Source organism: Citrifermentans bemidjiense Bem, from assembly GCF_000020725.1.
GTDB classification, from domain to species: domain Bacteria; phylum Desulfobacterota; class Desulfuromonadia; order Geobacterales; family Geobacteraceae; genus Geomonas; species Geomonas bemidjiensis.
The window spans coordinates 2,040,887-2,060,350 of the sequence record NC_011146.1 but is presented as its reverse complement, the minus strand read 5'-3'; the positions used below and the strand labels follow the sequence as shown (position 1 = coordinate 2,060,350).

Sequence of the window (19,464 nt, the reverse complement as noted above, 5' to 3'; positions counted from 1 at the left end):
GCTACCTCCCCTGCGGAGGGAACACCCCCCGCATCAAGGGGAGCACCGCTGCGTCCCGCCTTTCGCGGTCGGAGAGGTACTCCTGCATCACCCCCTCCTCGGTAACCCGCCATGCCTTTGTCAGCACTTCCGGGGTGACCATGGACGAGAGGTAGAGCTGGCCGCGCTGCTCCAGGGGATAACGCTGCACCTGCCCGGCAGCGATCCCTGCCACGGCGCTAGCCATCATTTCTACCCCGAGGCGGACCACCTTGACGTAAAGCGACTCGGGGTTGTCGTCCGGGCCCAGTTCGGGGCGCCCCTGGAGCACGATGTCGCCGTCGTCGATGTCCGGGGTGACGAAATGCACCGTGGCCCCCACGTACTCCGGCTCCCGGTTCACCACCGCCCAGAGGGTGGTCCACACCCCGCGGTAGCGCTGCGCCAGCCCACCGTGCAGGTTGAGGGTGCCCAGGCGCGGCACCGAAAGGAGCTCCTTCTTGATGATGGAGCAGCCGCAGAGCACCAGGAGGTCAGGCTCGAGCTGCCGCACCCGCTCGACAGTCTCCAGGCGGTTCAGCACCCCTTTTCCGGAGAGCTCGACCAGTTGGCACTCCTCCGGAAGTTGCAGCTGGTACCCCTCGTCGCCGAAACCATCCCGGTCGATGAGGGCGGTCCTGCGTACATGCTCCGCGATGATCCGCTGTCCCCGCAAGTGCTCCGGGAGCTTCCAAGGGCTAAGCAGCCGGCGCACCGTCCTGCGCAGGCGGGGGCCAAGCGGCGCAGCCGCCTGGTCCTCCACCACTACCGCAACGGCGCAAAGGCGCCTGGCCAGCTGGTTTGCGAAGAAGAGGTCGGAGGGATCCGTCGACACCACCAGTACCACCCGCAAATCTTTCATCCCTTTCTCCTTAACAGGTCGCGCACCTGGCGCAGAAGCGGTATCAGCAACGTGGCGTAAAGCGAGCAAAGCCTGGAATAAGGCTCCGCGTTGAACAACTGTAACAGGACCAGTTCCCGGGCCTGATCGCTCCAGCGCTTCTTGTAGGGGTCGGTGCTCCCACCGAAATCGAAGTGCGCAACCCCCTGCGGTTCATCGTAAATCTCCCTGAGCAGCTCCATCTCCAGGAACGCGCCGGGAGAAAGGGAGGCAAACTCCTCGTCGAACGAGGCTCTCAGCGCATGCTGCTTGCCGAAGCCGCGCAGGTGGAACTCGAAGGCGGCGGGGCGACCGTCCAGAAGGAGGAGCCAAACCCGCAGCCCTCCTTCCCGGGCCGCCTCCCGGGCCAGGTCCTCGAAGAAGGCGCGGTTGACCGGGGTGGCCAGGGAGTCCCCCTCCTCCTCGGTCCAGCTGTGGCTGGCGATCCGGCAGATGGCTTCCCGTTGCTCCAGAAATTCCTCCCAGGTCGCCACCCGCACGAGGTCTGGGCATGCAGCGCGCTCCAGGCTGTTCCTTACGTTGCGCAGGGTCTTGCGAACCCTTACGCTCCGCCCCGCATGGAACGCCTGCCACCCCCCCGCCACTTTGAGGTAGGGCGAGGCGTAGACGCTGCGCAGGTGGTGCTTCACCCCCGTCTCCCGGAGCAGGTTCAGGGCGACCGCCAGATTGGGAGAGTCCCCCGGCATCCGGTGCAGGTGGACCAGGTCCCACTCCCGCCGGTTCCGGTCCAGATAGGATAGAAGCTCCGTCAGAGACTCTCCGCGCTCGGCCTCGCCGACCAGGAGGTCGCTGTGCAGGGTGTTGCCGTTTTCCGGAAAACAGAGGCAGCGAACCGGAAGGCCGTACAGGGAAAGGCGCCGCCGCATCAGCGGGGCGATGGCGATCATCCTCCCCTCGCGGCGCAGCACCAGCAGGTGCAGCTTGGCGTCGCCGCCGAAGTGCCGCCACCAGCAGTCAAGCCAGTAGTGACTCAGGAACACGGAGGCCTGGTCGCCTAGCTGCGCCAGGAGCAGGTCCCACTCAGGCTTTAGCTCCAGGAAACGGCCGTGGTCGGAAACCACCTCTATGTCGATCGCAGATGCAGCCAAATCGCTTCCTCCGCGTCAGGGGCCTTGTTACTGCTGGCGGTCCATGCAGCGCCATTTCCGGAACGGGCTCAGCACGCCCGCCGTGTTGAGCCTGAAGTAGTCGGGATGGGAGCTCCCGTCGTTTCCAGCCGGAATCCTCGCTATCGCCATCCGGTTTCCCACGCTGCGGTCGAAAAGCTCGTCGCCGGTGCTAAAGGCACAGACGTAGCCGCGCAAGCGGAGGTACTCCTCGTGGCTTGGGTAGAAGTCGACTCCCGGGCGCCCGTTGGGGAAGCAGAAACTCTCCGCCTCCACCCCCAGTTGCTCGGTGAACCTCTTACGGGGGGCCAGAACCTCCTCCTCCAGTTCGTGCTCCTTCAATTCCGAGAGGATCCGGTGCGTCGCGGTGTGCACGCCGAAGCCGACCAGCCCTGAGCGCTCCATCTCACGCACCTGATCCCAATCGAGTAGGCCGAAATCGTCTAGGTGCCGCTCGCGCTCCAAGGGGACCCTCTGGCGCAGATCCTCCAGGAGCCTGTGGCGCCGTTCGCTGCCGCAGCGCTTGGCAGCCTCGACACAGGCGAAGTAGGACTTCCAGACGTCCCCCTCCCGGTAGTGCCGCTGGGCCTCGGGGCAGGGCAGCTCCAGCGCCACGCCAAGCGCCACCCCCTCGCGGATCAGCAGGTAGAGCTCGTCGAACCAGAACATCTCGCCCCCCCCCGATCATGTTGACGGTGAGGAAGATGGCGGCGGGAATCCCCAGCTCCTTGAGTACCGGGTAGGCGACCGAGTAGTTGTTCTTCAACCCGTCGTCGAAGGTGATCAGCGCGGCGCGCTCCGGCAGGGGCTCCCCCCTGTCCAGCGCCCGTATCACCTGCTGCAGGGTGACGAACCGGTAGTGCTTGCTCAAAAACTCGAGTTGGCTGCGGAACATCGGCAGGGGGAGCTGGGTCCAGACCGCTGGCGTATAGCTTTCCGTGGTCACGCCGTGGTACATGACCACCAGGAGCCGCTCTCGGTTCAAATGGCGAAAAAGTACGTCGGCACAGGAAAGGACTAGCGCCTTGGCCAATATTTTCTTAACCATTTCCCGGACAGCATCCATGTCTCACCCTGAGCCGGCTAAAGCCGCGACCTTAGCCAGGCCAGCTCCCTTTTGAGCGTCGTTTCCCTAATTGCGTCCCACAACTCCCGGACTATCCTGGCGACGACAGTCGCTCCCGATAGCTTTGGTGTGCCTGCGCCAGCGGTGAAAACGGGCTCCCCGCCGAAACAGTGCGCGGGAAGCTCGTTTTCGAGCGCGGCGGCAATCCAGCCGTTTTGCAGCATGAGCGCTACCGGCCGCGTGCAGTTGCTGGTGGGGAAGCGCTCTAGGTCGACACGGGCTTCCTTAAGCAGTTGCCGCGCCTTCTCCAGTAAGGCCAGGCGCCGGTCCTGCGGAGCGTAGCGGGCGGCGCGGTACAAGACGACGCACTTGCGCAGCTCCTGCGCCGCCCAGGTCTCGTTCGGGTACTCAAGAAGCTCCGTCTTCCTCAGGTAGGGGAACTCGTGCCGCTCCATCCAGTCCGCGTAGGCCAAAAGCCCGGCCCGGGCTAGGGCGAAGGCTTCGTCCCACTCCTTGAGCTCGCTCTTTTTGTCCAAGAACTTTGCCACCGCCCCCAGGAGCACCGTGTAGGACCATGCGAGCTCCGGGTTTCCCAGCCCACGCGCCTCGATGTCGTCCATCGGGTGCAGCGCGCCCCGTATCAGCTCCTCGGCCCGCGCTAGATAAGTCCGGTCTCCAGAAAGCTGGAAGGCGTCCAGGCAGGCGGTAAGCGCGTTTCCCGTCCCCCTGTCGAAGGGATAGCGCGGGAAGAGGCTCCCCTTGCCGTAGCGTAGCAGCGACATGTAACGAAGCGACTTCTTAGCGGTGGCCAGCAGCAGCCTGGATCCGTCGAGAGCGCCGTAGCACCAGTCGGCAAGGGTCAAGACTGCATCCCGGAAGTCGGGGTTCCCGGTGAGGAAGTAGTGCAGCAGGAGCCCCGTGGTATAGCAGTGCTCCGCGTCCGGCCCCCCACCCCAGTAGCGGGGATCCTTCACCCCCAGGTGCAGCTTGGAATAGGTGCGGTGGGTCGCGTTTCCGGCGCTGATGTAGTGGTCCGTGTGCCAGAAGAGCCCACCGTTGTACTCCTCCCGGTCCTCACGGGTATGGTAGATGTCGATGTCGAGCACGTGACGGGCCAAGTCCGAGGCGAGCTCCCCCCAGCACGGGTCGCCCGTGGCGAGGAACTTGCGGTAAAGCCCGGCGCAGACGTCGTACTGGTTGTTGTAATGGGAGACGAAGGGGTCGGATCCGTGGTGATAAACAGCCTCATGGTCGGCGTAGATGTCGCCGAAATTGCGCCAGCCGTATTCGTCGATAGCCTCGCGCCGCTCGAAGAGCGCCTGCGGGCCGGGGAGGAAACGGTCCACGAAGTCGCCGGCGACTGGCGGCAGGTCCCCCAGCACGCCGGAGGCGCGCACCGCCTCGGGTGCGGGAGAGAGCGACAGCGGCGCTGCGAGCGGCGCCATATCCTCGGGGCGGCAGCAGAAGTCGAGCCATAAGGAGCTGGTGCTGCGCTCCCCCCCCTGCAACTCGTGCGGCTCAAGGCCCTCGGGGAAGAGCGAGAGGCAAAGCGCCGCGGGCCCTGCCGCGACTTCCTTGGGGAATTCCTGCCAGAAGCGTGGAAGGAGCGCCCCCACCCCCCGGGCGCCGACGCCGCACCAGATGAGCGGGGTGGCCCTTTTCCCTTCCAGCAACAGCTCGCCCCCCTCCAGCAGTCGATACCCCGCGCCCTGGGCGGAACTTCCTCCGCTTGATTGCTGCAAAAGCGACAGCGACCCGCCGCGTATCGGCATTACCCGCTCCGCCCCCGGCTCAGGGATAACCAGTTGCTCCCCCGGCTGCTCCAGGGGAAGCTCGAAGCGCAGGCCACGGAAAAGGAGCGAGCCCGGGTCCCCCAAATCCCACAGCCCGCCGGCGTGGCGGGCCCTGCGCGGGTTGTGCAGGGTGAGCTCGATGCGGCAGCGGCTTTTGCCGGCGAAGAAATGGAGCCGGCAGCAAAAGCGTGCCGCCGCGGCGAAAGCCCCTTCCAGTCGTAGCGTAGCACGCAGCGCCCCGAAGTTCTCCAGCGCGATCTGCTCGACCGTCCCCTGAAGCTCCTTCCCGGCGCAGTTTTTCAGGCGGCAAAGCCCGGCGCCTGATGCCGGTTCCTCTCCCCCTTGCACCTGGAGAAATGGGCGGAGTATCCTCGCGTCGAGCTGGAAACGAGCGGCGCCGGTATCTACCTGCCAGCTATCCTTTCCCGGGGTCACGCGCAGCTCGCCGGCTGCCTCGGGAGCCGCAAAGTCGCCCGGGGCCAGGCGGTAGCGGAGCTCGGCAGACGCCGGTGCGTCGGCCGCGAAGTCGCAGTGCAGCCACTGCACGGAGCCGTCTTTCCAGCGGCTGAGCACCTGCAATTGCGAAAGGACCGGCTCCCCTGCCCCATCTTGCAGGCACAGAGCGTCAAGGTCGGGCAGCTCCCCTTTGGCAAAGGGGACAGAGACCCGCACCGGCTCGGCCTTTCGGGCCACTCCAGCTCTCTCCCTGACGAGAATCTCCTTAGCCTGCATGTCCTGGCTCCCCCATCGCGGCGGCCGGATCGGGGAGTCCCCCGTTGCCGGCAAACCAGTGGTAGTAATCCTCCATGAAGCGGACCCGGCGCCCGAAGGAGAAATGCCGCTCGATCCGCTGACGGCACTCCCGCGAGAAGCGCTCACGCAGCTCAACCGAGGCCAAAAGCTCGAGCACCCGCAGCGCCAGTCGCTCCGCGTCGCCGGCCGGTGCCAGGTACCCTCCCTCCCCGTCGTAGAGCAGCTCCGGTATCCCGCCCACGTCGGTGGAAACGGAGGGAACCCCGAGGGCCATCGCCTCCAGGAGCGTGTTGGGGAGTCCTTCGGTGACGGAGGTCATCAGGAAGACGTCGAAGGAGACGTAGACGTCGCGCAGGTCATTCCTGTGACCGGTGAAATGCACCACCTCTTCGAGCCCCAGGCGCGCCACTTCGCGCCGCGCCCGCTCCAGTTCGTCGCCGTAGCCGTCCCCCACGATGGCGAAGCGCACACCGGGAAGCTCCAAGGCCACGCGCCGCGCCACTTGATAGAAGGTGCCGAGATCTTTTTCCGGGGTGATGCGCGCCACGGTCCCCACCAGCATCCCCCCCTCGCCTATCCCTAGCTCCCGGCGCAGGACGGGAGTGCTCCCGGCGCGCTGCCAGACCGCTGTGTCGATGCCGTTATGCAGCACGGCTACGCCTGCCTCGTCCAGCCCGTTTCGCACCAGCCGGTCGCGGGTGTCGTTGGAGACGGCGATGACCGGCTTCAGGTATTGACCCATCAGCCAGATCTGCAGCCTCTGGCGCGCCCGGAACTTGAGGTAGGCGGCAGGAGAGGCGAAATCCTCGCGCTTGAGGATGGCGTGGGAGTGGCAGGTATAGAGGATGCGCAGCCCCGGGCGCATCAACCTCAGGATGTAGGCATAGAGGAGCGTCTTGTCGTCGTGGGCGTGCACGACCTCCAGCCGATGCCGGTCCAAAAGCGCCGCGAGCCCGCGCAGGCAGGCGAGGTCGAGCGTGCTCCCGTCGCAGAGGTCGACGTAGTCGATGCCGAGCTTTTTGGCCATCTCCGGGATCTGGAACTCGTGGTCGTTGGGCTGGTGCAAGTAGGTCACCAGCACGTAGACCCGCACCGGGTCGTGCTGCGCCGCCGAGTTCAGGACCGTCTTGTCCGGCCCCCCCCCTCCCTTGTAGGTTCCCCGCAGGTCCATCACCCGCGGCACCCCTTGTGTCGGTCTCGGCTCCATCATTCGATCCTTCCGTCCGGGTGCTTGAGGCGGCAGGGGGCGCCCAGGGCCGTGGTCCCCGCCGGCATGCTCCTGGTGACCACGGCGTTCGCGCCCACCACGCAGTTGTCACCTATCTCTATGGCGCCGATGATCTTGGCCCCCGCGCCGATCAGGACGTTGTCCCCGATCTTCGCGGCGCCACCTGTCCCCCCGCGGTCGCCGATGGTCACACCCTGGTACAGGGTGCAGTTGTGCCCTATCTGTACCGTGGGGTGGAAGATGATCCCGCCGAAGTGGTGGATCCGGAACCCCTCCCCGATGCGGCAGCTGGCCGGTATCGAGATCCCCCCGGTGATCTCGATGAAGCGCTCGCAGAAAAAGCGCAGCGGCTGCCCGGACCACCCTTTTTGCTGCAGCCAGTGGAAAAAGCGGTAGACGAGGATGGCCTGGAACCCCTGGGAGAGAAGCCCCGCTACGAGCGTCCTCGGCGAGGCGCTGCCCTCAGGGTCGAGCCGGGACAGGTCCTTTCTGATCACTTCGAACATGGTGCGCCTCCCTGGTACTCCTGGTGCCAGAGCGCCAGCATCAACAGGCTCCAAAGGAGCGTGCCGTGCCGGGCCCTGTCCTGCTGGTGCTCCTCCCAGACCCGCCTCACCACGTTCAGGGAGAGGTACTGCGACAGCGTCGGGTCGTCCAAAAGCCGGCTGCCGGCGAATTCCCTGAGCTCCTTTTTGAACCAGGTGTCCAGCGGCACGGTGAACCCCTGCTTGGGGCGGTTCAGCACGCTGTCCGGGAGCAGGCGCCCGAAGGCCTTCCTGAGGATGATCTTCTTCTCGCCGCCGGAGATCTTCCAGCTGGAGGGAAGCCTCGCGGCGAACTCGACGATCCGGTAGTCCAGAAAGGGGGCCCTCACCTCGAGCGAGTGCGCCATGCTCATCCGGTCCACCTTGACCAGGATGTCCCCCGGGAGGTAGCTCTTCAGGTCGGTGTAGAGCATGGCGGTCACGTGATCCGCCCCCTGCATCCGGCTGAAGTAGCGCGTGGTCTGCTCGGCGGGGTCGTAACCGGCGCAGGCCCGCCGGAAAGGCTCCGACAAAAGTTCCGCCAGAAGGTCGTCCTCCACGAAGGTGTTGGTCCGGTAGTAGGCTGCGGCCGGCTCCATAAGGGCGCTCGTGGTGAGGGAGCGCACCTTTCTCAAAAGCGGGTGCGACGCGGCGCCTGCCGCCTTGCCGATCAGGGAAAGAAGCGCCCTGGGGACCGCGCGCCGCGCCAGATCCTCCTTCAGCTCGATGGCGTACTTCTGGTACCCAGCGAAGCTCTCGTCGCCGCCGTCTCCAGCGAGCGCCACCGTCACCGACTGCCGCGCCAGGCGCGAGACGTGGTAGGTGGGAAGCGCCGAAGAGTCGGCGAACGGCTCATCGAAGAAGCGAGGCAAGAGGGCCACCGTCCCGGCCAGGTCGGCGCTGACCCGGTACTCCTTGTGCTCGGTTGCAAAAAGCCGTGCCACCTCGCGGGCGTAGGGGGTCTCGTCGTGGCGCTTGTCGTCGAAGCCTATGGAGCAGGTTTTCACCGGCTCCTGCGCCGCGCGCGCCATGAGCGCCACCACGGCGCTGGAGTCGACCCCGCCGGAAAGAAAGGCCCCCAGCGGCACGTCGGCGATCATGCGGCAGGCGGTCGCCTTTTGCAGCAGGTCCAAAAGCTCTTCTTCCGCCGCCTCGGGGGTCAGCCCGTAGTCGGCCTTGAACTCCACATCCCAATACTCGCGGATCCGTGGCTCTTCTCCCGCCTTGAGTTCCAGGCAGTGGGCGGGGGGGAGCTTGTAGAGACGCCGGTAGATGGTCTTCGGAGCCGGGATGTAGAGGTACTTCAGGTAGTCCGCCACCGCCGTCGGCTCAACCTGCCGCTCCACCCCCGGGACCTCGAGGAGCGACTTTATCTCCGAGGCGAAGGCGATCCGATCCCCGCCGGCATGGTAGTAGTACAAAGGCTTCTTGCCGATCCGGTCCCGAGCCAAAAGGAGCGTCTTTGTGTCCCGGTCCCAAAGGGCGAAAGCGAACATGCCGTTCAGGCGCTTCAAGCACGCCACCCCTTCCCTGGCGTAGAGGGCAAGTATCACCTCGGTATCGGTCCTGCTCCTGAACGAGACCCCTTCGCGCTCCAGTTCCCCGCGCAATTCCAGGAAGTTGTAGATCTCGCCGTTGAAGACGATGACGTACCTTCCGTCCAGGGAGTGCATCGGCTGGTTCCCCAGGGGGGAAAGGTCCAGGATGCTTAGCCTTCTGTGGGAAAGCCCCACCTCTTCATCGAGGAATTCGCCGGAGGCGTCGGGACCGCGGTGGCTGATCACCTCCCCCATCCGCCGCAAAAGGCGCGTGTCCCCCTCCGGACAGAGGGTTCTGAAGAAGCCGGCTATGCCACACATCAGGCCGTCCCCCCACGCCAGGTCACCTTCTGTCTACCGGTAACACCGCGGTACCCCCCGAGCAGCGAGGCGGCCATCAGCATATAGAAGTAGTGGCAAAGGGATGCGATCTTGAGCGACTTCATCCTCGGAAACAGTTGCACCAGCAAAGCCAGGACGAGGGCGACAAGCAGTGCTGCCAACACCAGCGCATATTTGGATGATGAATGGCGCAGTTGGATCTGCACCAGCACTCCAACCAAAGCAACGAGCAGGTAACCGCTCACCCAGCGCAGCAGTTTATGGGAGGTGAAGCAGAACATGAGCAGCGGCTGGGACAGCCTGGGAATCACGTCCCCGCGCAAGAGGCATTGGTAGCCGCCGGCAATGATCCTCACTTTGCGGCGGAACTCCCCCACTATCTCCAACAGGTTCTCCTCGAATCCAAGCGCCTCTTTTTCGTGCATGACCAAGTGCCCTTGCCGGGCAATGCCCATCGCGATTACCAAATCGTCGAGGATGGTATCGGGGCTTGGGGGGGTGAAGAGCTGCCTGCGGATAGCGTACATGGCGCCGTCCGCGCCGATGAGAGCACCGAGACTTCCCTCCAGTTCCTGTATCAGGTGCTCGATGGAGTAATAGGACTTCTCGGCTGCGCTATAACTCAGGCTGTCATTTATGAGCACCACCCTACCCGAAACCGCGCCGACCTCCGGGTCGGCGAAGTTTCGCACTAGTTTCCTGATGGCGTTGGGCATGTAGTAGACGTTTGCGTCGGATAGAACGACGATGTCAGAGTTGATCTGCCGCATGGCGTCGTTCAGGGCGGAAATCTTCCCGCGGTTTCCCGGAAAGGAGATGAGCTCGACCCCCCTGTCCAGGAATCGGGAGACAATCTCGTCGGTGCCATCCTTGGAGCCGTCCGAGGCGACAAGGATGCGCAGCCGGTCGCTGGGATACTCCAGTTCCAGAGAGTTCAAGAGCTTTTTCTCGATCACCTTCGCCTCGTTATAGGCGACAACCAGCAGAGTGACCATGGGGGTGTAGCTTTCGTCCCGAGCTGGTTTTCTGCGTGAGAGACGCGACAGCGGCAGCAAAAGTAACTGGTAACCGACGAATGTGTGAACCAGCAGGAGCATCAGCAGAATGGCAGCCGCGCCGAGGGCATCCTCATCCAGCGCCACCCCGCTTGCCGTAACCACGAGCAGCACCGCGACGCAGAGAAGGGCCAAGCGCGGCAAAAGCGGCGCTGGCGGGGGAGCAGCCTCCCCCTCCCTTACAGTGCTCCAGGTCACTATGGTCCGGCCCAACAGGCGATAAAACACCCCGAGGGCGGAGGCCGTATTCACCAGTACGAAGTAGTAAGGAAGGAGCAGCGGCAGGGGGACCCGCCAGAAACGGTTCAGGAGCGCGCCGAGCATGGAGATGAACGCACCCATCGCAGTCAAGGTCAGCAAAACCTCTCCAGTGAGGGAGGCAGAATACAGCAGCCGGTTCAGCACCAGGAAGACAAAAAACAGGCCGAGAAAACAGGGGGAAAACCAGCGCAGGAGCTTGTGGGAAACGAGCTGCCAGGCAAAGGCTCCAGTGACCATTGGGTTCGCCGCCCGGGGCACCCGCAAAAACCCGCTGAAACTGCGGTTCACGATACGCACCTTTCGGGAAAACTCCTTATGGAATTCACCGGCGGGACGCTCCACGCACCACGCCTCCTCGTCGAAGACGCCGCGGTACCCCTTGGCGACGATCTGAAGGGGGTTGACGAAGTCGTTGATGTCCTCTTCCTTAAGTGGCTCGTATAGCGAGCGGCGAATCGCATAGATGGCTCCGTCCCCTCCAACCACTGATGAAAGGCGCGATTCCCACCGTTTCAGCATCACCTCGAGGTCCCAGTAAGTACTTTCGCTGCCGCCGGCGGCGCTGACGGTCTCCTCCACGTATCGGGCGCATCCGACGACGTAACCAATGCTTGGATCGACGAAATGCCGCACCAACCGGCGGATGGCCGTTGCGTCGTAGATGGCGTTGGCGTCGGAGAAGACCACCATCTCACTATCGACACAGGCAAGCGCCGTGTTGATGGCCGACGTCTTCCCCCGGCGCTCCTCTGCCCTCATGAGCTTCACCCCTTTGTCCGAGAAAGAGAGCACCTCCGTGTCAGTCCCGTCGCTGGAGCAGTCGGACACGACCAAGATGGAGAGCCTTTCCTGCGGGTAGTCAAGGGCCAGCGAATTTTCCAGTTTCGCCCTGATAACCCCTTTTTCGTTGTAGGCGGAAATGACCAGAGTGACCGTGGGAAGAAAACCGTCATCGGTACGGTGGGTCGTGGGGATGAGGCGCGCCAGCAGGCAAAGAAGTAGCGGGTACCCCAGGTATATGTAGGCCAGGAGCAAAAGCAGCGCAATCATGGTGATTTCGGTCCATACCATTACGGTTGCCTCAACATCGCGATGCCACGGGCCAGGTAGTAGACGTTCAAAAGCACGTATATCTGGTGGACGTGGCGCGGAGCCATGCGGTAATACCTGACAAAAGAGACAAAGAGCAAGAACGCCTGCCAGCCTATGAAAAACACGGCTAGAAAAGCGGGGGTTGCCGCCCCTAGGGAAGCCGGAAGCAAAAGTGCCAGCGGCAGGAAAAAAAGCGCCAGGCAGTGCAGCACCGGCAAAAGGATGCTGGGGAGTTCCCCGGCCTTCACCCCGTGACGAAGAACGCCCTTGAGATTCCCTATACCCCGCCACCTCTCCTTGCGGAAAAAATGGGAGATAGTACGGGCTTCCCCGTAATGGTAGGCCACCACACGTGAATCGGTTATCACCTTCCCCAGCGCCTTTAGCCTCAGCGAGATGTCGTAATCCTCGCAAGTGGCAAGATGCTCGTCGAAGCCTTGGCAGCGGGAAAAGGCCACCCGGCGCACGAACATGTTCATCGACTCAAGCCACGCGGTTTCCCCTACCTCTTCCTTCTTCCTGCGCACCTGGTACCAGGCCTGTTGTACCCAGGTCGCTTCTGGAGGGACCTGCGGGGGGCTGCCGAAGCAGACGATATCCTCGGTGCCTAGATATCTCGAGGCCGCACGCAGCCACGAGGGCTCCACGGTGCAGTCTGCGTCCATGAAGGCAAGGAGTTCACCCTTGGCCATGGAAGCCCCGAAGTTACGCAAGCCGGAAATGGTGAGATCCGGCTGCAGGTAGACCTTGGCACCTTTCTGGGCGGCGAGCAGCGGTGTGTCGTCGCTGGAGCCGTTATCGATCACGATGACCTCGTACTCCTCCGGGTCCCAGTCGACCTGGAAGATGGAGTCGAGGCAGCGCCCGATGTTCTCCCTTTCATTTTTTGCCGGTATGATCACGGAAAAGTGCATGGGTCCTCACGGGATGTTGCGCACGATCGCTGGGCCGATCAGCCTGGTCAGACCCACCGGCAGCCGTTTCCAAATGCTGATAGCGGCCTGGAACTTCGGGTTCTTGGGATTGAGCTCCGGCAGTGCCTTCCCCTTTTCCAGCAGATACTGCCAGTAAAGCTGTACCGGCTCCGCCCCCCACTGCTTCTTAAAGTTGTAGGTCCCCTCGTTGGGGGTGGAGCGCCCGAAGTCGAAGGAGGCGCACCCCTCGGCTATGGCGAAACGGATCGACTCCCAGTAGAGGAGGTTGTTGGGACAAAGCGTCTTGTATTCGGCGATGGAGGAGGCCCAGGGCATCTCCATGCTTTTTTTGTAGCGCGACAGGATCCCGGCGGCGACCGCCTTCCCCTCCAACTGCACCGCCGCGATGCGTGTGGTCCTGGGGAGGGCGCCAAGGACGTTGGCGAAAAATTCCTTGCCGTAGACCGGCGTCCCCAGGTCGCGCATGTTGCGGGCAAAGACGTCGTAGAAGTCATCCAAGAGTTCGACTCCGCCGGTCCGGAAGGAGATGCCGCTTTTTTGAGCCTTGCGGATCTGGTTCCTGAGTTTCGCGTTGAAAAGCGCCCACTGCTCGACGGGGTCCTTGCTTAACTGGAGCATCATGGTGACCTTGTGCTCCCGCGAAGGTAGTCCCTCGATGCCGGCGCCTAGGTGGCGCAGCTCCACATGCTCGGCGCCGCAGCTTTGGCGCAACTCTTCCGCCTCGCGCAAGAGCGCCTGTTCGCAGCCGCGGTCCCGACACAAAAGCCCCCCGTAGTTCACGAAGGGGACGGAGACCAGGAAGCTGCCAAAGAGAGCGCTCTTCATGTGCACCAGGGGGAGCACCCCCGCTACCTCGCCAGCCTGGTCCACTGCCGCCAGGTAATAGGTCCGGTGCCCGAAGCTCTCACCTATGATCTTCCCCCAGGCGCTCAAATGGTAGGAGGTCGCAGCCGGCATGGAGTCGACGTAGGCGTCCCAGCGGGAAGGTTCGAGTTCTTGTATGACACGGTACCCTGGCATGCTCCCTTCCTTTAGAGCCCCAGCGCCTGGCTCATGGTGCCGTAGCGGACCCCCTTGAGCAGGTAGCGAAGCTTGTCCTCGGTCTTTGCGAGGTTGTTGTAGTGCCGAAAGCGCGACTTCCACCCTGCCTGGATGCGAGGCTGGTCCGGGTCGATCTCCCAGGGGTGCAGATAGAGGACGCACGGCTTTCCCTCCACCTGATTGACCCGGTCGATGCCCCACTTGATGAGCGCTACCGGCAAAAGCCTCAGGTACCCCCCACCCGCTATGGGGAGCTGCACGCTTTTTCCCGCCAGCTTCAAGGGGAGCGTGGTGAGCGGGAACTCCTGCAGTGTCCCTGCCGCGCGCCGCACCAGGTACGGGAACCTGGGCGCGTCGGGAATCCCGTAGGTGTCGTGATAGACCGGGAAGACGCTGGAATCGAAGCTGAAACCTTCCTCCAGCAACAGGTCGAAGGCCCATAGCGATTCCCTGGTGATGGAGTAGGTGGGAGCGCGGTACCCACGGACGGCCGTACCGGTGATGTCCTCGAGCACCGCTTTGGCCCTGCGGATGTCGTCGCGGAAAAGCTGCGGGCCGATCCGGAAGATGAGCTGGTGGCCGTAGCCGTGGCAAGCCACCTCGTGGCCGCGAGCCTGGATCTCGCGCACCGTGCCAGGTACGCGCTCCGCAACCCACCCCAGCACGAAGAAGGTCGCCTTCACCTGGTACTCATCCAGAAGGTCGAGCAGGCGCGCGACGTTGCCGGCTACGCGCAGGGGATAGCGGTCCCAGTTCTCACGGGGGATGTAATGCTCAAAGGCGTTTACCTGGAAGTAGTCCTCGACGTCTATGGTGAGGGCGTTTAACACTCTTCACCTCCCGGGCGCCAAAAGGGCGCGGTCTGTTGATCGGATCCGGCAGGAAACTTCGGTCGAATTGTCACGGGCCTCAGAACAGCTTCTTCAGCGCCAGGATCAGCCGGTTGGTCGCCCTGGCATCGGCCGCGCTCTCCCAGTCGCGACGGTAGTCGGTGTAGCTGTAGCTGAGCGAGGCGGAGAAGTCGTCGTTGAAGGCATAACTCACCCCTGCAGTGCCGCTTAGGTGGCAGGCATAATCGGTCGCGGCCCGGCGGCTCACCTTGTCCAGGAGCAGCACAAATGAGCCGCTCAGGCGCGGGGCCAGCTCGTAACGCAAGAAGCCGTTTAGGTATGCCTTCTTCCTGTCCGGGGCGCTGCTCGTCGTGTCGGTGTACTTCGAGTACCCTAGCGTCCCCCCGGCGGCGCCATGCTGAAAGGTCTTCTCCAGCGACCCCTCGTAGGTCTTCTCTTTGGTGGAGACGGCGAGCGGGTCCTCCGTGAAGAGGACCTTGGTCTGCACAGTCGCGACCAGCTGCCCGAAGTCCCGGCTCACCCCGGCGTTCCAGAAAAGGTTACTCACGTCGCGCGAGCCGGAGAAGCGCTGCCAGCGGTTCCCTATGCCGCCGAAGAGAAAGGACTTGTCGGCGTACTCATATTTGAACCCGGTGTTCAGATCATGCTGGTCGTAGTCAACAATGTCGGTGGAGACGGCGGCAAAGACGTACCCGGCTGAGAGCGATAACTTGGGCGAGATCTCCAGGCCTACATCGGCGAATCCTTGGTTCTCCCGTTTGCTGATGGCCGGCGAGCCCCAGTAGGTGGTGTCGCGGAAGCGGTAACCGGTTTTGAGCGTCCCCTTCTCCCCCAGGTGCCACAACAGATAGGGGGAAACGATGGCAGTATTCTGGTCGGACTGGTTGGCGAAGAGGCTCTCTCCGGTTACGTCGCGGGTCACGTCCAGCGAAACCCGGCTCAGGGTGTCGCTTACCTCGAGGAAGAAGAAATTGTCCAGTATTTCCGCTGTGCCGTGGAGGCTTGCGTAGTGGTTCTTTTCCTCGTTCCTGGTCCCGCGCGCATAGTACTGGTAGTCGAAGTTGTAGCTGAGGTCCCCCGTGAGAAACCGGGAGCCGTAGCGAAGAGCGGCACCTGGCTGCACCCTGGTGACGAAGTCCGATTTCTTGTCGTGGGCCGTCTCCAAGACGTTGTCGTTGTACTCCTCGGAGAGGGTCAAAAGCGGAGTGAAGGTAAGGTCGCCGGCAGCGGCAGGGGCGGCACCCGCAAGGAGGGTGGCCGTCAATAGGGCGAGCCGAAAGGGATTCGATTTCTTGGTCGGAAACTTTTTCATTTGTTCGCATTCGCCGCGCCGGAACCGAAGAGCCTGCGCACGAAACCTCCCTCTACGTTGCTTTCCTGGACCGCCTGTTCCCGTATCTGTTCTAGCGCTGCGCCAAGCCCCTCCACCGAGCGCCCCAGTTGCGCCACCTCGCTGTCTACCCTCGACACATGCGTGTTGAAATCCTCGCGCAGCAATGCGAGGGTGGCGCAGACCTCGGAGAGGGCTGTGGAGAGCCGCTCATCCTCAGCCCCGCCGGCCGGTCTCGCCGCGGCCTCGGCGGCAGGCCTGGTGCCGGTCTTGCCGTCCCCCCAAAAATGCTGCTCGAACTCCAGGTCGCCTAAGACATCGCGTGCCATCTCGACCGAGGCTACGGTGCTCTCCTCGGCGAAGGCGGAGAGCATCAGGAAGTCGCAGATGATATTGACCAGGCGGGGAATGCCGCGGCTGAACTGGTAGACGAGGTCGAGGGTCCCCGGCGGGAAGCTGAGGGCCTCTTTGTTTCCCGCCACCGTCATGCGGTGCTCGATGTACTCGGACATCTCGTCCAGGGAGAGCGCTTTTAAATGGCAGTTGATGCTGATGCGCTGCCTAAGCTGCAAAAGCTCGGGCCTTGCCAGCGTTTCGCGCAGCTCCGGCTGCCCCACCAGCACGATCTGCAAAAGCTTGCCGTGGGCGCTCTCCAGGTTGGAGAGCATCCTGATCTCCTCCAAGAGGTCAGCTGCAAGGTTCTGCGCCTCGTCGATGATCAGCATGGGATGGTTCCCCAGGGCGTACTGCTCCAGGAGGAAATCGTTCAGCTCGCGCAGCAGGGAGATCTTGTCCTTGCCGGCGACGGGGAGCCCGAAATCGTCGTTGATCATGGCGAGCAGCTGTTCCGAGTTGACCCGGGTGTTGAAGATCTTCGCCAGCACCACGCGCTCGTAGCGCTTGTTCAGGAGATCCCTGATGATGGTGGTCTTGCCGGATCCTACCTCCCCGGTGAGCAGGATGAAACCCACCCGCTCCCTGATGCCGTAGTCGAGGTAGGTGAGCGCCTTTTTGTGCGACCGGCTCAGGTAGATGAAATCCGGGTCGGGGATGAGCTCGAACGGCTTTTTTTGCAGCTGGAAAAATGTTTCGTACATAGGTACTCCGGGGTGCTGCGGGGGCCGGAGTTTGCCGGCCGTGGCGCCAGACGGCGCCGGTAACCTAGGCGTTGTCGGCGGAGCGATAATAGGAGTAGCGCCCGTCCTTGTCGTCGACCGCAGCGGCGTTATACACCATCCCGAGGATGGGGCAGGCCTTGAGCGACTCCAGCGCGTCTTTCAGGTTGGCCTGGGACACGAGCCGCTCCATGACCACGAAGAGCACCCCGTCCACCAGATGCGCCAGGGAACGCGCCTCGGCGAAAGGGAGCACCGGCGGGGTGTCCAGGATGATGTAGCGGTCCGGGTAGCGTAGCTTCAACTCGGTCAGGAGCGCCTTGCCGCGCTGGGAGGTGAACAGCTCGGCGGGGTTCTCGATGGCGCGCCCGGCCCTGATGATGGAGAGCTTGCCTATGCCGGTCGGGATGATGGTCTCACCCACCTGCGCCTCGCCGGTTAGAAGCTCGGAAAGCCCCACCCCCTGCTCCACGTTGAGATAACGGTGCACGGACGGGCGGCGCAGGTCGGCGTCGACTAGAAGCACGGTGTGGTCCAGTTCCTGGGCAAGGCTTAAGGCCAGGTTCAGCGCGGTCAGGCTCTTCCCCTCGCTGGGAATCGAGCTGGTCACCATGAGGCAGTTGCGAAACACGTCGCCGGTGGTCATCTTCACTAGCGCCGACTTCAGCTTGCGGTACTCCTCGGCCGCAGGGGAGTGCGGGTCGTGCAGGTTGACCAGGAAGGGGTTTTGCGGCGCAAGCCTTCCGTACTGCGGGGAGACTGCCGGAATCTGCGGCGGCTGGGGCGGGAGCGCCGGGCTTCCAACAGGCTGCGGCGTCTGAGGCGGGAGCGCCGAGGCTCCCGCAGGCTCGCGCACAGACTCGGGAGGGGGAGGCTCCATCCCATTCCTCATGCGCGCCGCCTTTTCCATCGCTTCCTCTATTCTGCTCATATCAACCTCGTTTCTGCGGCGGTCACTGCAAAAGCCCCTTGATCCGTAACCGGGCTTCCGGCCCGGACAGTAAGTCCAGCACCTTGTCCATATAGGGTAGCCCCAGGAGTTCCATGCCAGGGAAAACCATAAGCACCAGGAAGTACACCAAAGCGCAGCCCAGGATCAGCCGCGAGCGCCTGCGCCTCTTCGCCTCGACCTCCGGGTCCTGCAGCCTCGGAATAACCGCCAGGACCGGCACCCCCAGCCCCTTTACGAACTCCACCTCTTTGACCGTGATGTTCAGATGGTCCACCAGGAAAAGCAGCGCGAAGCTTCCTGCCACCCCCCCCACCATCCCCAGCAGCATCAGCTTCAGCCGGTCCGGACTGGAAGGCTTGACCGGGAGCAGGGCCGGGTCGACGACGCGGAAGGTGGTGGACTTGTCCTGCACCTCCATCTGCTTGGAGACCTCGGACTGCCCGTGACGGGCAAAGAGCTGGTCGTAGATGTTCTTTTGATTTTTCTTCTCCAGCTCCAGCTTCTCAAGCCCCGCCTTTGCCGAAGGGATGGTCTGCAGCAGGGCGCGGTTGGTGTCTATGTAGCGCCTCAGGCCGCTTTCCGTGATCTTGATGGCGGAGATCTCCGACTCGATCTTGGCAAGCTCCCCCGGGTCCAGCGGCTGGGACGGCTGCCCCCGGCGCTCCGAAATCTGCGCCTTGACCGTCTCGATGTCCCCCTTGACCTTCACCACCTCGGGAAAACTGTCGGTGTACTCCACCAGCAGTTCGTCGAGCCTTTTCTGCAGCCCGGCGAGTCTGCTCTGCAGGGGATCGCCTGTCCTCCTGGTGATCTGGCGCATCCCTTCCAACTGATGGCGCCTTAGCTCGAGGTCGTAGAGCTTTTGCTGGGCGACGTTGATCTCCTGGAAGAGTTTCCCCTCGTCGATGGCAATGACCCCCCCCTTGTCCCGCTTGTAGGCATTGACCTCGCTCTCGACCTTCTGCAACTTAGCGTTGAAGGTGTCTATTTGCTCGGAGAGGAATTTGGTGGCGTCGTAGGACTCACCGCGTTTGGAGGAGATGTTCCCTTCGATGTAAAGGCGCACCAGCGTGTTGACGTAGTCCCTGGCGATGCGGGGGTTGGTGTGGGTGAAGGAGATGGTGAAGAGGTTCTTGTCCTTCACCTTCACCTTGGTGCTAAGCTGCAGCTGCTTGATCAGCTCCTCGGTTTCGCTGTCGCTCTTGCCCAGATTCAGATCGAGGCTGTCCATAACCTTGGTGAGGAGGGTGCGGCTGGTGATCTCGTAGGTGAGGACGTTGATGGTGTCTTCCATGGAGGGGGTAACGGTGATCCCCTTGACCAGCTCGCTGATCACGTTCTTCTCGATGAAGACAGTGCTGCTGGCTTCGTACTTGCGCGGAAGCACGAAACTGACCACGAAGGCGACGGTCATCAGCAGCAGGGCGATGACGACAAAGCGCTCCTTGTTGCTGATCAACAGCTGCAGATACTTCTTGTACTCGGTCTCTGGCGACTGCATAGAACTCCTGTCCTTAAAAGGTGCTGCTTCCATTCGAAAAATGCTGCAGAAATGTTTCCAAG

The 19,464-nt window shown here is 63.1% G+C and carries 15 protein-coding genes and 1 pseudogene; all 16 read right to left on the bottom strand.

Translation table 11 applies throughout. The annotated features are described in order from the left end of the window. Nucleotide 1 precedes the first annotated feature (1 nt). Nucleotides 2-880 carry a formyl transferase gene (locus GBEM_RS08955; protein WP_012530218.1) on the bottom strand — a complete coding sequence of 293 codons (879 nt, stop codon included), beginning with the start codon at nt 878-880 and terminating at the stop codon, nt 2-4. Further along, nucleotides 877-2,007 carry a GNAT family N-acetyltransferase gene (locus GBEM_RS08950; RefSeq protein ID WP_012530217.1) on the bottom strand — a complete coding sequence of 377 codons (1,131 nt, stop codon included), beginning with the start codon at nt 2,005-2,007 and terminating at the stop codon, nt 877-879. The genes GBEM_RS08955 and GBEM_RS08950 overlap by 4 nt, the downstream gene beginning before the upstream one ends. Before the next feature lie 27 nt (nt 2,008-2,034). Further along, on the bottom strand, nt 2,035-2,694 hold the full coding sequence (locus GBEM_RS20355; RefSeq protein ID WP_049762645.1) for a polysaccharide deacetylase family protein: 660 nt from the start codon (nt 2,692-2,694) through the stop codon (nt 2,035-2,037). Nucleotides 2,695-2,752: 58 nt separating this feature from the next. Further along, nucleotides 2,753-2,920: pseudogene (locus tag GBEM_RS22090) on the bottom strand (polysaccharide deacetylase family protein); the annotation flags it as partial. A gap of 188 nt (nt 2,921-3,108) precedes the next feature. Next, complete coding sequence (locus tag GBEM_RS08940; RefSeq protein ID WP_012530215.1) at nt 3,109-5,616, bottom strand: RIFT barrel domain-containing protein; 2,508 nt, start codon at nt 5,614-5,616, stop codon at nt 3,109-3,111. Further along, nucleotides 5,606-6,847 (bottom strand): glycosyltransferase family 4 protein, encoded by a 1,242-nt coding sequence (locus GBEM_RS08935; RefSeq protein WP_012530214.1) that lies wholly within the window; start codon nt 6,845-6,847, stop codon nt 5,606-5,608. The genes GBEM_RS08940 and GBEM_RS08935 overlap by 11 nt, the downstream gene beginning before the upstream one ends. Then, nucleotides 6,844-7,371, bottom strand: a complete 528-nt coding sequence (locus GBEM_RS08930) for a serine O-acetyltransferase (protein ID WP_012530213.1) — start codon at nt 7,369-7,371, stop codon at nt 6,844-6,846. The genes GBEM_RS08935 and GBEM_RS08930 overlap by 4 nt, the downstream gene beginning before the upstream one ends. Next, nucleotides 7,359-9,248: an asparagine synthase (glutamine-hydrolyzing) gene (asnB, locus tag GBEM_RS08925; protein ID WP_012530212.1), complete on the bottom strand. Its 1,890-nt coding sequence runs from the start codon at nt 9,246-9,248 to the stop codon at nt 7,359-7,361. The genes GBEM_RS08930 and asnB overlap by 13 nt, the downstream gene beginning before the upstream one ends. Then, the gene (locus tag GBEM_RS08920) at nt 9,248-11,656 is read right to left on the bottom strand and encodes a glycosyltransferase family 2 protein (protein ID WP_012530211.1); all 2,409 of its coding nucleotides are present in this window, start codon (nt 11,654-11,656) and stop codon (nt 9,248-9,250) included. The genes asnB and GBEM_RS08920 overlap by 1 nt, the downstream gene beginning before the upstream one ends. Beyond that, nucleotides 11,656-12,591: a glycosyltransferase gene (locus GBEM_RS08915; RefSeq protein WP_012530210.1), complete on the bottom strand. Its 936-nt coding sequence runs from the start codon at nt 12,589-12,591 to the stop codon at nt 11,656-11,658. The genes GBEM_RS08920 and GBEM_RS08915 overlap by 1 nt, the downstream gene beginning before the upstream one ends. 6 nt (nt 12,592-12,597) lie before the next feature. After that, nucleotides 12,598-13,632, bottom strand: a complete 1,035-nt coding sequence (locus GBEM_RS08910; RefSeq protein WP_012530209.1) for a FemAB family XrtA/PEP-CTERM system-associated protein — start codon at nt 13,630-13,632, stop codon at nt 12,598-12,600. Nucleotides 13,633-13,643: 11 nt separating this feature from the next. After that, nucleotides 13,644-14,483 carry an XrtA system polysaccharide deacetylase gene (locus GBEM_RS08905; RefSeq protein ID WP_012530208.1) on the bottom strand — a complete coding sequence of 280 codons (840 nt, stop codon included), beginning with the start codon at nt 14,481-14,483 and terminating at the stop codon, nt 13,644-13,646. Nucleotides 14,484-14,562: 79 nt separating this feature from the next. Beyond that, nucleotides 14,563-15,816, bottom strand: a complete 1,254-nt coding sequence (locus GBEM_RS08900) for a TIGR03016 family PEP-CTERM system-associated outer membrane protein (RefSeq protein ID WP_012530207.1) — start codon at nt 15,814-15,816, stop codon at nt 14,563-14,565. Further along, nucleotides 15,813-16,931 (bottom strand): XrtA/PEP-CTERM system-associated ATPase, encoded by a 1,119-nt coding sequence (locus GBEM_RS08895; protein WP_012530206.1) that lies wholly within the window; start codon nt 16,929-16,931, stop codon nt 15,813-15,815. Before GBEM_RS08895 ends, GBEM_RS08900 begins: the two co-directional genes overlap by 4 nt. Before the next feature lie 64 nt (nt 16,932-16,995). Then, nucleotides 16,996-17,880 carry an XrtA-associated tyrosine autokinase gene (locus GBEM_RS08890; protein ID WP_012530205.1) on the bottom strand — a complete coding sequence of 295 codons (885 nt, stop codon included), beginning with the start codon at nt 17,878-17,880 and terminating at the stop codon, nt 16,996-16,998. A 22-nt stretch (nt 17,881-17,902) separates the two neighbouring features. Then, complete coding sequence (locus tag GBEM_RS08885; protein WP_012530204.1) at nt 17,903-19,402, bottom strand: XrtA system polysaccharide chain length determinant; 1,500 nt, start codon at nt 19,400-19,402, stop codon at nt 17,903-17,905. Nucleotides 19,403-19,464 lie beyond the last annotated feature (62 nt).

Coding starts and splice junctions, on each gene's coding strand:
- GBEM_RS08895 (WP_012530206.1), bottom strand. CDS start 16,931: ATGTACGAAACATTTTTCCAGCTGCAAAAAAAGCCGTTCGAGCTCATC.
- GBEM_RS08915 (WP_012530210.1), bottom strand. CDS start 12,591: ATGCACTTTTCCGTGATCATACCGGCAAAAAATGAAAGGGAGAACATC.
- GBEM_RS08935 (WP_012530214.1), bottom strand. CDS start 6,847: ATGATGGAGCCGAGACCGACACAAGGGGTGCCGCGGGTGATGGACCTG.
- GBEM_RS08930 (WP_012530213.1), bottom strand. CDS start 7,371: ATGTTCGAAGTGATCAGAAAGGACCTGTCCCGGCTCGACCCTGAGGGC.
- GBEM_RS08920 (WP_012530211.1), bottom strand. CDS start 11,656: ATGGTATGGACCGAAATCACCATGATTGCGCTGCTTTTGCTCCTGGCC.
- GBEM_RS08940 (WP_012530215.1), bottom strand. CDS start 5,616: ATGCAGGCTAAGGAGATTCTCGTCAGGGAGAGAGCTGGAGTGGCCCGA.
- GBEM_RS20355 (WP_049762645.1), bottom strand. CDS start 2,694: ATGTTCTGGTTCGACGAGCTCTACCTGCTGATCCGCGAGGGGGTGGCG.
- GBEM_RS08900 (WP_012530207.1), bottom strand. CDS start 15,816: ATGAAAAAGTTTCCGACCAAGAAATCGAATCCCTTTCGGCTCGCCCTA.
- GBEM_RS08885 (WP_012530204.1), bottom strand. CDS start 19,402: ATGCAGTCGCCAGAGACCGAGTACAAGAAGTATCTGCAGCTGTTGATC.
- asnB (WP_012530212.1), bottom strand. CDS start 9,248: ATGTGTGGCATAGCCGGCTTCTTCAGAACCCTCTGTCCGGAGGGGGAC.
- GBEM_RS08890 (WP_012530205.1), bottom strand. CDS start 17,880: ATGAGCAGAATAGAGGAAGCGATGGAAAAGGCGGCGCGCATGAGGAAT.
- GBEM_RS08955 (WP_012530218.1), bottom strand. CDS start 880: ATGAAAGATTTGCGGGTGGTACTGGTGGTGTCGACGGATCCCTCCGAC.
- GBEM_RS08910 (WP_012530209.1), bottom strand. CDS start 13,632: ATGCCAGGGTACCGTGTCATACAAGAACTCGAACCTTCCCGCTGGGAC.